This window comes from Rhodanobacter koreensis (assembly GCF_054782855.1).
Genome location: NZ_BAAGRR010000012.1, coordinates 538,096 through 551,231, shown reverse-complemented (window position 1 = coordinate 551,231; position 13,136 = coordinate 538,096). Strand labels below are relative to the sequence as shown.

The window sequence follows — 13,136 nt, the reverse complement described above, 5'->3', positions numbered from 1 at the left end:
TCAGACGTCTCCGCATGAACCTGCAAGCCAATTACGAACAGATCCCGCTCAAGGAATACGCCGAGCGGGCCTATCTCGACTACTCGATGTACGTGGTGCTGGACCGCGCCCTGCCCTTCGTCGGCGACGGCCTGAAGCCGGTGCAGCGGCGCATCATCTACGCGATGAGCGAGCTGGGGCTGGCCGCCACCGCGAAGCCGAAGAAATCCGCGCGCACGATCGGCGACGTGATCGGCAAGTTCCATCCGCACGGCGACAGCTCCTGCTACGAAGCGATGGTGCTGATGGCACAGCCGTTCTCGTACCGCTATCCGCTGGTCGACGGCCAGGGCAACTTCGGCTCGCCGGACGATCCGAAGAGCTTCGCGGCGATGCGCTACACCGAGAGCAAGCTCAGCCCGATCGCCGAGGCGCTGCTCGGCGAACTCGGCCAGGGCACGGTCGACTGGGTACCGAACTTCGACGGCACGCTGGAGGAACCGAGCTGGCTGCCGGCGCGCGTACCGCACGTGCTGCTGAACGGCTCGATGGGCATCGCGGTGGGCATGGCCACCGACATCCCGCCGCACAACCTGCGCGAGCTGGCCAGCGCCTGCATCCGCCTGCTGGACGATCCGGACGCCACCGTCGCCGACCTGTTCGAGCATGTGCGCGGCCCGGATTACCCGACCGAGGCGGAGATCATCACCCCGCGCAACGAGCTGCTGGCGATGTACCAGAGCGGCGGCGGTTCGGTACGTGCCCGCGCGGTGTACCAGCGCGAGGAAGGCAACATCGTGATCACCGCGCTGCCGCACCAGGTCAGCCCGTCGAAGATCCTCGAACAGATCGCCGCGCAGATGCGCGCGAAGAAACTGCCGATGATCGAGGACCTGCGCGACGAGTCCGACCACGAAAACCCGATCCGCCTGGTGATCGTGCCGCGCTCGAACCGCGTCGATGCCGACGAGACCATGCAGCACCTGTTCGCGACGACGGATCTCGAGAAGAGCTTCCGCGTCAACCTCAACATGATCGGCCTGGACGGCCGGCCGCAGGTGAAGGATCTCAAGCGCATCCTCTCCGAGTGGCTGACGTTCCGCACCAGTACGGTCACGCGCCGGCTCAACCACCGCCTGGCCAAGGTCGAGCGCCGCCTGCATCTGCTGGAAGGCCTGCGCATCGCCTACCTGAATCTCGATGAAGTCATCCGCATCGTGCGCAGCGAGGACGAGCCCAAGCCCGTGCTGATGGCACGCTTCAAGCTGAGCGAGGAACAGACCGACTACATCCTCGAAACGAAGCTGCGCCAGCTGGCCCGTCTCGAGGAAATGAAGATCAATGCCGAGCGCGACCAGTTGGAAGAGGAACGTGCCCGCATCAACGTGCTGCTGAAGTCCCCGGCCAAGCTGAAGGGCCTGATCAAGGATGAGCTGCGCGCCGACGCCGCCAAGTTCGGCGACGACCGCCGCTCGCCGCTGGTGCAGCGCGAAGCCGCGCAGGCGCTGGATGAGAGCGCGCTGGTCGCCAGTGAACCGGTCACTGTGGTGCTGAGCCAGAAGGGCTGGGCGCGCGCGGCAAAGGGCCACGACATCGACGCCGAAGGCCTGAACTACCGCGAGGGCGACGGCCTGCTCGCCGCGGTGAAGGCACGCACCACCCAGCAGGTGGCGTTCATCGACTCCACCGGGCGCAGCTATTCCACGCCGGCGCATACCCTGCCCTCGGCGCGTGGCAACGGCGAGCCGTTGACTGGCCGCTTCAGTCCCGCGGCGGGCGCCAGCTTCGACGCGGTGATCGCCGGCGACAACGACACCCGGCTGATCCTCGCCACCGACTTCGGCTACGGCTTCGTCACCCGCTTCGAGGCACTCACCGGCCGCAACAAGGCCGGCAAGCAGATCATCAGCCTCAGCGATGGCGCGCATGTCCTTGCGCCGCAGGTCAGCGCCGATCCAGCCCGGGATCGCATCGTGGTGGTCACCACCGAGGGCCATCTGCTGATGTTCTCGGTGGCCGAACTGCCGGAGCTGGACAAGGGCAAGGGCAACAAGCTGATCGAGGTGCCGAAGGCCAAACTGGCCAGTGGCGACGAGCGCGTCGCCGGCGTGGCCGTGGTCAGCGAAGGCAGGGGCGAGGTCACCCTGTACGCCGGTCAGCGTAAACTCACCCTGAAATGGTCGGATCTGGTGGAATATGGTGGCAGCCGCGCTACCCGCGGTGGCCTGCTGCCACGCGGACTGCGCCGGGTGGAGCGGATCGAGACGACGGCCTGACGCAGGGGTGGCAGGAACTTCCCGCCATCCCGCGTTTCAAATGTGGATGTGCACGCCAGCACGACCTTGTGCGTTGAACACGTCATATCCCCGGAGCACGCATGAACATGAAACGTCTGATCATTGCCTTGGCAAGCACCCTGCTGGTCAGTTCAGTGTGGGCGCAAACAGCCACCAAACCACTGAACCTCAAGCTGCCTCCTGGCGACATGCCGGCCTCCAGCTCGACCACCGCGCAGCCGGCCAGCCCCAGCTCCACCGCAGCAGCAGCCAAGCCGGCACCGGGTGTGTATTACGGTGACACCAGTGGACGCATGAGCGATGACCGAACCGCCGATGCACAAACCTGTGACGACTCCAAGTACAACGACGCCCAGGTACATGGCAGCGTAGGCATGGGTGTGGTTGGCGGCAACCATGTGAGTGGCAGCTACCAGACCGGCGAGGTCAGCGTCACCAAGGCGCTCGGCGATTGCGAGCACCCCAGCGGCGGGATCGGCTTCTCGGTCAGCGTAGGCCAGGGCAATTTCCATGGTGGTCACGGCTACTGACCGGCAGATACAGCTGTCTGATTGATCCGGGGAATACGGTCGATGCACGGCGAGTACAAGATACCCGGCGGCAAGCTGGTCGTGATCGACCTCGACGTGCGAGACGGGCATCTCGCGAATGTGCAGCTGAGCGGCGATTTCTTCCTTGAGCCGGACAGTGCGCTGTACATGATCAATGCCGCCCTGGATGGACAGCCCGCGGATGCCGACGAAACCATGCTCGCCGCCAGCTTGCTCGATGCGCTGCCGGCCGGCGTGATGATGTATGGCGTATCGCCGGAAGCCATCGCGGTCGCCGTGGGCCGTGCCCTGCAGCGGGATTCCCGCGCATGATGCGTACCGACTGGCGCGACCACGACTGGCAACTGATCCACACCATTCCGCAATCGCCCACGCTGCACATGGCGCTGGACGACGTGCTGACCCACGAGGTCGGCGCCGGTCGCCGCGCACCGACGCTGCGCATCTGGGAATGGGCCGCGCCGGCGGTAGTGATCGGCCGCTTCCAGTCGCTACGCAACGAAGTCGACGCAGCAGCGGCACAACGCCACGGCATCCAGGTGGTGCGGCGGGTCAGTGGCGGCGGCGCGATGTTCATCGAGCCCGGCAACACGATCACCTATTCGATCTACGCACCGCTTTCGCTGATCAAGGGCATGTCGTTTCAGGAGGCGTATGCCTTCCTCGATGCATGGGTGCTGCAGGCACTCGGCGAACTGGGCATCAAGGCCTGGTACCAGCCGCTCAACGACATCACGTCAGAAGGGGGCAAGATCGCCGGCGCCGCGCAGACGCATCGCGGCGGCGCCGTGTTGCATCACGTGACGATGGCCTACGACATCGACGCCATCAAGATGCTGGACGTGCTGCGCATCGGACGCGAAAAGCTGTCCGACAAGGGCACGACCAGCGCAGCCAAGCGGGTCGACCCGCTGCGCAGCCAGACCGGACTGTCTCGCGAAGCCGTGATCGGGCAGATGATCGCCACCTTCCGCCGCCTGCATGGGCTGACCGGCGATGTACTGAAACCCGACGAGCTTGGTCGTGCCGAGGTACTGGCGCAGGACAAGTTCAGCAGCGCCGCGTGGCTGGCCGACGTGGCGTGAGTTCGCTCCCACGGGATCAACGGGCTACAGCCGCGTATACGACCACGACTGCATGCGCCCGTCGCGATACGGCATCACGCCATGGAACGGACGCGGATCGTCGTCGAACACCAGCGGCAGGAAATGGCGGTCGCCTTCCCACATCGGCAGCTCCATCAGCCTGTTGCGCGGCACCCACTCCAGCGTGCCTTCCGCATTGGCAGCCAGCGGCTCGCCACGGTAGGTATCGATCACGAAGATGAAGCCGAGCCAGTCCTCGCCCTGCTTGCCGAAACCGGGCCAGTTCAGCGTGCCGCGCAGGCGCATCGACTCGCACACGATGCCGGCCTCCTCGAGGATCTCGCGCTGCATGCAGGCGGCGATGTCCTCGCCCGGCTCCATCTTGCCACCGAGGCCGTTGTACTTGCCCAGGTGCTGGTCATCCGCGCGCGCATTGCGGTGGATCATCAGCACCTTGCTGCGATCGGGCGACAGCACATAGCCGAGCGTGGCCGTGATCGGGGTGTACGGCATGAATGGGCCCTGCGACAAAAGACAAAGTCTAGCTGCAGTTGCGCGACTGCACTGGTCCTGGCCGCACATCGGACATGACCGGACTTGCACCGGCACGGCCGGGCGGCGACCATCGACAGATGCGCCCCCATGCTCCGATATCTTTTCATCGGCCTCCCGGCCACCATCCCTTGCGCTGCCTGCTGGCGCTGGCACTGCTGACCCAGCTGTTCGGCTGCACGCCTGCGTCGAAGGCCATGGACAGCAGCGAACTGGCGTTCGAGGGCCAGAATTACCGCGTCGTCCATCTGGACCTGAAGCGCGAGCAGCTCGGCCTGCACTGGCGCGATCCGCAGAGCGGCCAGCCATTCGGCAGCATCGAGTCATTGCGCCAGTGGGGCGAGGCGCACGGCCAGCGACTGCTGTTTGCGACCAATGCCGGCATCTACGATCACAAGTTCGCCCCGCTCGGCCTGTACGTCGAAAACGGCAAGACCGTGGTGCCGCTGAACCTCGCCCACGGCAATCCCGCCTCCGGCAATTTCTCGCTGCTGCCGAACGGCGTGTTTGCGATCTATCCGGACGGCCACGCCGCGGTACGCACCAGCGCCGCGTTCAAGGCCGAGGGCAAGCCGGCGCAGTGGGCCACCCAGTCCGGCCCGATGCTGCTGATCGACGGCAAGCTCAACGAGCAGTTCGTCGATGATTCGTCCAGCCTGAAATGGCGCAGCGGTGTCTGCGTGAAAACTTCCCACGAAGTGGTCTTTGCCGTGAGCGAGGCGCCGGTGAATTTCCATACGTTTGGACGTCTGTTCCGCGACCGGCTCGGCTGCCGCGACGCGCTGTACCTGGATGGCAGCATCTCGCAGCTGTACGTCGACGGCGACGGCTACACCGGCGCACCGGCCTTCATGGTGAAGCCCTATGCCGGCATCTTCGCCGTGTTCGCGAAGCCATGATCACCCGACGCTGGCGCATCCTGCGCGCGCTGCTGATCGCCCTGCTGGCGCTGCTGCTGATCGCATTTGCGACTGGCGGGTACCTGCTTGCCGGCAGCCGCGCCCAGCTCGACGGCGTGCGCCGGATAGCGAGTATCTCGGCCCCGGTCAGCATCAGCCGCGATGCGCTGGGCACGGTCACCATCGAGGGCAAAAACCGCACCGGCATCAGCTATGCGCTCGGCTACGTGCATGCGCAGGAGCGCTTCTTCGCCATGGACCTGATGCGCCGCGCGGCCGCTGGCGAGTTGTCCGCCCTGGTCGGGCCGGCCGCGCTCAAGGTTGACCTGAACCATCGGCGCCATCGCCTGCGCGCCGTCGTCGAGGCCGCCTATGCGCAGCTGCCGCCGGCGCAGAAACTCCAGCTCGACCGCTACCGCGACGGCGTCAACGCCGGCTTGGCCGATCTGCGCGTGCAGCCGTGGGAATACCTGCTGCTCGACCGCAAGCCGCAACCATGGCGTTCGGAAGACAGCGCGCTGGTGATCGCCGCGATGTACCTGGACCTGAACAGCGACGGCCGCAACGAGCGCGAGCTGCGCATCGCCCAGATGCGCGCCGTGCTGCCTGGTTCGCTGGTGGATTTCCTGCTGGCGCCCGATCCCGATTGGGAAGCGCCCCTGAGCGGACCGTTGTCGCCTTCCCCGGTGATTCCCGGCGCCGACGTATTCGATCTGCGCCACCTCGTGCCAGCCAGCGTGTCCATCGGATCGTCCGCGAGCCTGGCTGCCGCCCTCGCGCCGGCACTCGATGCGCCACGCCCCGGCAGCAACAGTTTCGCAGTCGCCGGCGCGCTTGGTGGCAATGGCGCGGCGATCCTCGCCAACGACATGCATCTGGGCCTGCGGGTGCCGAACATCTGGTTCCGCACCCGCCTGCGCTATCCCGACCCGACCGCACCGAACGGCCTGCGCGACGTCAACGGCGTCAGCCTGCCCGGCACGCCGGCGATGATCGTCGGCTCCAACGGCCAGATCGCCTGGGGCTTCACCAACAGCTACGGCGACTGGCAGGACTGGGTACGGATATTGCGCGATCCATCCAGCACCGGCCGCTACAAGGTGCCGGAAGGCTGGGCCAGCATCGAAACCCATGCCGAGCACATCCAGGTCAAGGGCAAACCGGACACCATCCTCACCGTCGAAGACACCCGCTGGGGTCCGATCATGGGCAAGGATGCCGATGGCACGCCACTGGCACTGGCGTGGATCGGCGGCCGGCCACGCGGCTACAACATCGAGCTGATGCAGCTGGAACATATGCCGGACGTGCGCAGCGCGCTGGACCTGGCACCGCAACTGGGCATACCACCGCAGAACCTGCTGGTCGCCGACAGCAGCGGGCAGATCGGCTGGACGATTGCCGGCAACAGCATCCCGCTGCGTGCAGGTATCGATCCGGTGCTGCCGTCCGACTGGTCCGAACCAGGTTCTGGCTGGCAGGGTTGGGCCACACCGGCGCAATACCCGCGTATCGAGCATCCCGCCGAGGGTCGTTTGTGGACCGCCAACAACCGCACGGTCGGCGGCGATGAACTGGCCCTGCTCGGCAATGGTGGCCACGATCTGGGCGCGCGGGCGCAGCAGATCCGCGATGACCTGCATGCACGCGCCGGCTTCACCCCTGCCGACCTGCTCGACATCCAGCTGGACAACCGCGCCGTGCTGCTGAGCCGCTGGCAGCAACTGCTGCTGCAGACGCTGGCCGATACCCGTGACCCGGCGTTGCAACAGCTGCGTCAGCTCACTGCATCCTGGCAGCGCCGCGCCGCTGTCGACAGCGTCGACTACCGGCTGGTGCGTGCGTTCCGCAGCCGGGTCAGCGAGAACGTGCTGGCCCCGTTCGCCGCGCAAGTGAAGCATCGCTACGACGATTTCAGCTGGCCCGGCGAGAACAGTGCCGAGGCGGCGGTATGGGCGATGATCCAGGCGCAACCGGCGCAGCTGCTCGACCCGAAATACCGCGACTGGCACGCCCTGCTCATCGACGCCGCCACGCAGGTAGCCACCGAGCTCGGCCGGCAACCCGGCGGCCTCGCCGCACGCAGCTGGGGCGAGCACAACCGCAGCGGGATCAACCACCCGCTGGCCGCCGCGCTGCCGCACTGGCTCGGCCGCCTCATCGACATGCCCGATCAGCCGCTGCCCGGCGACAACAACATGCCGCGCGTCGCCGCACCCGGCTTCGGCGCATCCGAACGCCTCGACGTGGCGCCGGGCCACGAGGCCGAGGGCATCCTCGAGATGCCTGGCGGGCAGAGCGACAACCCGCTGTCACCGTACTTCGGCGCGGGACACGAGGACTGGGTCAAGGGGCGACCCACGCCGTTGCTGCCGGGGCCGGATCAGCACACGCTGACGCTGGAACCTGCCACCTCGTGAGTCCTGCTGATACTCAAGGACGCATGCCGGCTGATGGGTGACCAGGTCACGCCTCGCCTTTCCGCGCGAGGAAGGTCAGGAATTCATCGTCCTGGGCACGGGCAATCGGCCACATCAAGCAGAGCCGCATCAGCGGCGGCAGACGGTGCGGTTCCGATCCGTCGGGCGACTTCCCCAGCTGCATCCGCAGGCTGGCCAGGTACATGGATCGTCTGACGGCGGTGCGGCGTTTCGTCTGGATATCCTCGAACCCGGCAGCCTTCAAAAGCCCGACCAAGCCTGGCTGACTGAAAAGCACCAGGTGCCGGGGCGTTTCCAGACCGCGCCAGTTCCTGCCCCAGCGCCGTGCCCCGCGGCTTTCGATATTTGGGGTGTCGACAAAGATCACGCCACCGGGTTTCAGCAGGCGATGGACGGCACGGATGAATTGCCTTGGATCGTGCAGATGCTCCAGCACATGGCTCAAGGTAATGGCATCAAAACCATCCGATTCGCCTGCAAACAGATCGATGCCGCCCACTCTGACGTCAAGGCCACGCTGTTTCGCGACGGCCACCGCCTTGGGATCGGTATCGATCCCCACCACATCCCAGCCCGCATCACGCGCATTGGCCAGAAAGTCGCCGTTGCCGCAACCGATATCCAGCAGTCGCTGGCCGGGTCCGGGCTTCGGCAGATAGCGAAATTCGGCATCGCGCTTCTGTCGTCGCAGCGGCAGGATCTTCGCCACCCAGACACCTAGCCCGCTGGCCGGTTGACGCCGGGTCCCGTAACGCGAATTCAGATAGCCGTTCGTCAGCGCCATCTTCAGATGTCTTACGGCACCTCGCTGGCTTCGCGTATCCCGCACCCCGTCGGCGGTATGGGTGTAGTAGACCCCATAGGCCCTGCCGATGCTTGCCTCGCTCGGCCTTGGATCCAGATAAGCGCTGCGGCAATGCATGCAGCGGTAAAGAGTCCAGCAGCCCGGCGCAACGAAGAATGCGTTGTCGACCAGGTTTCCAAGCAGCAGTTCGCGCGTCGAGCCGCTGCATAGCGGGCACACGGGCACGCGTTCCAGTTCGTCGACAGGCCACGTTGGCGTGGATGCCGACGCCTTGTCTTCAATGCTTTCCGACATGCCCCGATCCATGCTTCCGGCTCAATCAGCAGAAGGAGCGGACAGTGCCACACGGATGCGGAGCATGCCTATCGCAAGTCCTCACGCTGCAGCAAGCGTTCACAAATCGTCCGGTATATCGCCGGCAATCGCTCAAGCTCATCCACCGCGACACATTCGTCCACCTTGTGGATCGTCGCGTTGACCGGACCGATCTCTACGACCTCGACACCCATCGGCGCGATGAAGCGGCCGTCTGAAGTGCCGCCGCCGGTGCTTTGCTCGGGATCGAGGCCACATAGCTCGCGGCAGACCGTCACCACGGTTTCGCGCAGCAGACCATCCGGAGGAGTGAGGAACGGTTCGCCTGACAGGTTCCAGTCAAGCGCGAAGTCCAGGCCATGCCGGTGCAGGATCGACTCGGTGCGCGCTCGCAGATCTTCGGCACGACTGGCGGTGCAATAGCGGAAATTGATCAGTGCTTTCAGCTCGCCCGGAATCACGTTGGTGGCGCCGGTGCCCGCATTGAGGTTGGAGACCTGGAACGACGTCGGCGGGAAATCGCTGTTGCCCTCGTCCCAGCGTTCGGCCGCCAGTTCGGCCAGTGCCGGCGCGAACGCATGGATCGGGTTCAGCGCCTTATCCGGATACGCCACATGCCCCTGCACACCACGCACACTGAGCGTGCCTGACAACGAGCCACGACGACCTACGCGGATCAGGTCGCCGAGCCGCTCCTTCGCCGATGGCTCGCCAACCACGCACCAGTCGATGCGCTCGCTGATGGCACGGAAATGCTCGACCACCTTGCGCACGCCATCGAGATTGGTCGGCCCCTCCTCGTCGCTGGTCAGCAACAGGCCGACCCGGCCGCGATGATCGGGATGCGCCGCCACGAACTGCTCCAGCGCCACCACCATCGCCGCCACCGAGCCCTTCATGTCGGCGGCGCCGCGGCCGTACAGACGGCCATCACGAATCGTCGGTTCGAACGGCGGGCTCCGCCACGACGCTTCGGGGCCGCTGGGCACCACGTCGGTATGGCCGAGAAAGGCCAGCGTGGGTCCGTCCGTGCCGTGCGTTGCCCACAGATTGTCCACTTCACCGTAGCGCAGATGCTCCACGCGGAACCCGGCACGTTGCAGGCACCCGCCAATCAAAGGCAGGCAACCGGCATCTTCCGGCGTCACCGAGCGGCGACGGATCAGGTCACAGGTGAGATCGAGAACTTCGGACATGGGCACTCGCCAGACGCAACGAATCAACAGCCTCGCAGCATAGCAAGGGCGCCCGAAAGGAGCGCCCTCGCGATGATCAATGTCCCTGCTTGGCGCTGACCCCACCTTCGATGCCCAACCGCCCCACCACGCCGAGCAATTCCAGCGGCGCGATGCCATCGCCATGCGTGATGACGCCACCCTCGATGTCGATCTCGCGGGCAGAGCCGCCGGGTTTTACGCTGAGCGCGATCGCCGAGAGCTTCAACACCACGCCCTTCACCAGCGAATCGCCGGTGCCACCGAAGGTTTCGAGGCCGCGGCGCACGCTGAGATAACCGATCGGCTGGCTGATCTGGATACCGACGGCCCCGTCGGCATGCGTGGTGATGCGATTGAACACCGCGCGATTGACGGTACCGGCGTAGACATTGAAACCGCGCGCGCCCTGTCCGAATGTCTCGATCGGCGCCTCGACTTCCAGTTCGTTGACCAGGCCGAAGTTGACGAAGCCGATGCCGCTGGGACCGTACGAGGTGATTTTTTCCTCGGCGATCCAGCGGCCCACCGAGCCCCAGTTGTCGAGCACCATGTCGTTCTGCCCGTAGGTCACCACCGGGCCGAGGTTGCGCACGGTATCGACGAAGGCGTTGAACACGGTGAACACGCCGCCGGTAATCACGTCGGGCGTGCCCGGCGCGATGCGGCCATCGCTGTGGATTTCACCGGTTTCCAGCAGCGACACGCTGAGCCGGCCACCCTCGAAGCCGGCGCCGCTGACGAAGATGCCGCTGCCGAGTACCGGCGCCGCCGCACGTCCGGCGGACAGGCCGACCAGCCGCGCGCTGATCACCACCGTGGCATCGGCCTGCATGTTCCACAGCGTGAAGGCGCCCTGCAGCACGTGCACGCCGAAACCCTGCGGCCGGTCGGCCTGCGCACGCGCATCGGCGCTGACCACATCCAGCCCGGCGACCTCGACGTGACCGCTGCGCACCTTGTCACACGCGAGGATCTGCACCTGTCCGATCGTGGTCACTTCACCCAGCACCAGCCGGCCGAGGCTTTCCACCTGGGTGTCGTTGTAGATCGCGCGCCGGTCCGCTGAAGCGACCAGATGCAGGCCGTGGACCTCGTTGTCCGAGGTCAGCTGCAGGCCGTCGATGCCGGCGGCGAAGATCAGCGCCGCGTCATCACCCTGCCCCAGCAGCACCTGTCCGGGCGACAGCCTGAGCGCCGGCACCTCGGTGAGCTCACCATCGACCACGATCTGCCGTATGCCGGGATCCTGAGCAGCACGAACCAGTTCGGCAACGCTGCCGACGACGATCGAGGAAGCGCTCATACGTTTCTCCTGGGTTGAGGGAATGGACCACGCTACGACATTGCTGGTTGCCTCAAACGGTCATTTGCATGACGACGCATTGACAACAATTTTTTGCGGAACCTCACTTCAACCCGCTATCGCCGCACCCAGCAAGTGACCCACTGCATACGTGATCGCTGCAGCGCCCACGGTGATGCCTAGCTGGCGCGCGATCGAGAACAGCATGCTGCGCCCGGTGAACAGCGAGGTGCCGATGCCGATCAGCATCAGCCCGACGGCAGTGGAACATGCGCTGGCCAACAGCGCCGTGGAGCCGCCGAGAAAGAAGTACGGCGCCACCGGAAACAGCGCACCGCAGGCGAACAGGCAGAACGACGAGATCGCCGCACCATATGCCGAACCACCGAGCTCACCCGGATCGATACCCAGGTCCTCACGCACCAGCATGTCCAGCGCCGCCCGCGGCGTCTCGGCGACATGCTCGGCCAGATGTTCGGCCGCGGCCGGCTCCACCCCCTTTTCGCGATAGATGCCCGCGATGTGCTGCAGGCCGTCTTCCGGCGACACGGCGAGGCGTTCGGCCCGTTCGGTGATCTGTGCCTGATAGAACTCGCGCGAACTGTTCACCGACAGCCATTCGCCCAGCGCCATCGAGCACGCACCGGCGACCAGACCGGCCAGGCCGGCCAGCAACACCGCGCGATCACCCGAAGCGGCACCAGCCATGCCCATCACCAGACTGACGTTGGACACCAGGCCGTCATTGGCACCGAGCACCGCCGCGCGCAGCGTATTGCCGCTCTGCGTGCGGTGCCGGTGGCCATGGCCGCCAGGCTCGTTCGCCGGAATGAAATGGTCGCGATGGCCGCTGCGATCGACCGGCGTCACGCCGTGATCGGCATGCTCCAGCCGCACCACGGTCGGCATCACGAACTCGGTGCCGAAACGCTGGGCGAACCAGCTCAATGCACGCACGCGCAGACCGATGCGCGTCGGCGGAACGACTGCGCCGAGTTCGCGCAGGCGTGCTTCCCAGAACTGCGCATTGCCCTGCTCGCCTTCGGCGATGCGCTGATAGGCACGGCTCAGACGTGCGTCCGTCGCCAATCCGGCTAACTGCGCGTACAACGCCGCATTGTCACGCTCAATGCGCAGATTATTCTGGAATCGCCGCGCGCGGTGATTGCTCATGTCGGCGGCCCGGTATCAATCATCGAGTTCATCGTCATGCTGGCCGAGGTAACTCAGGGCAAGCAGCAACACGACCACATAGCGGAATGCGCTGGCCAGACCGTTCCATTGCGTGGACATCCACATGCCGAACCATTCGCCGCCGATCGCCATGAAACCACCCAGCCAAAGCAGTAAGCCGGCCGTGAGGCCGGCCACGGCAAATCGCCTGGCGCGACGAAATGCTGCCGCCGGCATGCTGCGTGCGCACCACATCTGCCAGGTACCTGCTCCACACAACACGGCGGCCAGCACCTCGACAGCAATGATCGACAGATAGGCGATATGTTGCAGCCATGCCGAATGGATCGCCCGGTAATGAATGCCGGCACCGGGAAAGATCGAATCCATCGCCAGCACATGCTGCACGAACAGCCAGTTGCTGCCGTAGTCCGTGATATTGCCGAACGCGACCAGCGCCAGCCATAGCGTGATCGACGCCAGCAGGAAAATCTTGGACAGGCGCACGATCATTGCGGC

At 65.6% G+C, this 13,136-nt stretch carries 12 protein-coding genes; 6 read left to right on the top strand and 6 right to left on the bottom strand.

All coding sequences use genetic code 11. The annotated features are described in order from the left end of the window. Positions 1-14 precede the first annotated feature (14 nt). The 4 genes from parC to ACYVKM_RS16025 all read left to right on the top strand — a co-directional run bounded on the left by parC (position 15) and on the right by ACYVKM_RS16025 (position 3,912). Complete coding sequence (gene parC, locus ACYVKM_RS16040; protein ID WP_460878612.1) at positions 15-2,255, top strand: DNA topoisomerase IV subunit A; 2,241 nt, start codon at positions 15-17, stop codon at positions 2,253-2,255. 107 nt (positions 2,256-2,362) lie between these two features. Continuing rightward, entirely contained in the window at positions 2,363-2,806 is a 444-nt protein-coding gene (locus ACYVKM_RS16035) for a hypothetical protein (protein ID WP_460878611.1), read from the top strand. 42 nt (positions 2,807-2,848) lie between these two features. After that, the gene (locus ACYVKM_RS16030; RefSeq protein WP_460878610.1) at positions 2,849-3,139 is read left to right on the top strand and encodes a biotin--protein ligase; all 291 of its coding nucleotides are present in this window, start codon (positions 2,849-2,851) and stop codon (positions 3,137-3,139) included. Further along, entirely contained in the window at positions 3,136-3,912 is a 777-nt protein-coding gene (locus ACYVKM_RS16025; RefSeq protein WP_460878609.1) for a lipoate--protein ligase family protein, read from the top strand. Before ACYVKM_RS16030 ends, ACYVKM_RS16025 begins: the two co-directional genes overlap by 4 nt. A gap of 24 nt (positions 3,913-3,936) precedes the next feature. Here ACYVKM_RS16025 and ACYVKM_RS16020 read toward each other — a convergent pair whose 3' ends face one another. Beyond that, on the bottom strand, positions 3,937-4,425 hold the full coding sequence (locus tag ACYVKM_RS16020) for an NUDIX hydrolase (RefSeq protein ID WP_460878608.1): 489 nt from the start codon (positions 4,423-4,425) through the stop codon (positions 3,937-3,939). Positions 4,426-4,661: 236 nt separating this feature from the next. Between ACYVKM_RS16020 and ACYVKM_RS16015 the strand changes: the two genes are divergently transcribed. Together ACYVKM_RS16015 and ACYVKM_RS16010 are read left to right on the top strand one after the other, a co-directional pair. After that, complete coding sequence (locus ACYVKM_RS16015) at positions 4,662-5,363, top strand: phosphodiester glycosidase family protein (RefSeq protein WP_460878927.1); 702 nt, start codon at positions 4,662-4,664, stop codon at positions 5,361-5,363. After that, positions 5,360-7,783: a penicillin acylase family protein gene (locus tag ACYVKM_RS16010; RefSeq protein WP_460878607.1), complete on the top strand. Its 2,424-nt coding sequence runs from the start codon at positions 5,360-5,362 to the stop codon at positions 7,781-7,783. The genes ACYVKM_RS16015 and ACYVKM_RS16010 overlap by 4 nt, the downstream gene beginning before the upstream one ends. A gap of 46 nt (positions 7,784-7,829) precedes the next feature. Here ACYVKM_RS16010 and ACYVKM_RS16005 read toward each other — a convergent pair whose 3' ends face one another. The 5 genes from ACYVKM_RS16005 to ACYVKM_RS15985 all read right to left on the bottom strand — a co-directional run bounded on the left by ACYVKM_RS16005 (position 7,830) and on the right by ACYVKM_RS15985 (position 13,130). Next, positions 7,830-8,915 carry a class I SAM-dependent methyltransferase gene (locus ACYVKM_RS16005; protein WP_460878606.1) on the bottom strand — a complete coding sequence of 362 codons (1,086 nt, stop codon included), beginning with the start codon at positions 8,913-8,915 and terminating at the stop codon, positions 7,830-7,832. A 56-nt stretch (positions 8,916-8,971) separates the two neighbouring features. Further along, positions 8,972-10,120: a succinyl-diaminopimelate desuccinylase gene (gene dapE / locus ACYVKM_RS16000; RefSeq protein WP_460878605.1), complete on the bottom strand. Its 1,149-nt coding sequence runs from the start codon at positions 10,118-10,120 to the stop codon at positions 8,972-8,974. Positions 10,121-10,196: 76 nt separating this feature from the next. After that, positions 10,197-11,444: a hypothetical protein gene (locus ACYVKM_RS15995; protein ID WP_460878604.1), complete on the bottom strand. Its 1,248-nt coding sequence runs from the start codon at positions 11,442-11,444 to the stop codon at positions 10,197-10,199. A gap of 108 nt (positions 11,445-11,552) precedes the next feature. Beyond that, entirely contained in the window at positions 11,553-12,617 is a 1,065-nt protein-coding gene (locus ACYVKM_RS15990; RefSeq protein ID WP_460878603.1) for a VIT1/CCC1 transporter family protein, read from the bottom strand. A 15-nt stretch (positions 12,618-12,632) separates the two neighbouring features. Continuing rightward, positions 12,633-13,130, bottom strand: a complete 498-nt coding sequence (locus ACYVKM_RS15985) for a DUF2165 family protein (protein WP_460878602.1) — start codon at positions 13,128-13,130, stop codon at positions 12,633-12,635. Positions 13,131-13,136: the final 6 nt, after the last annotated feature.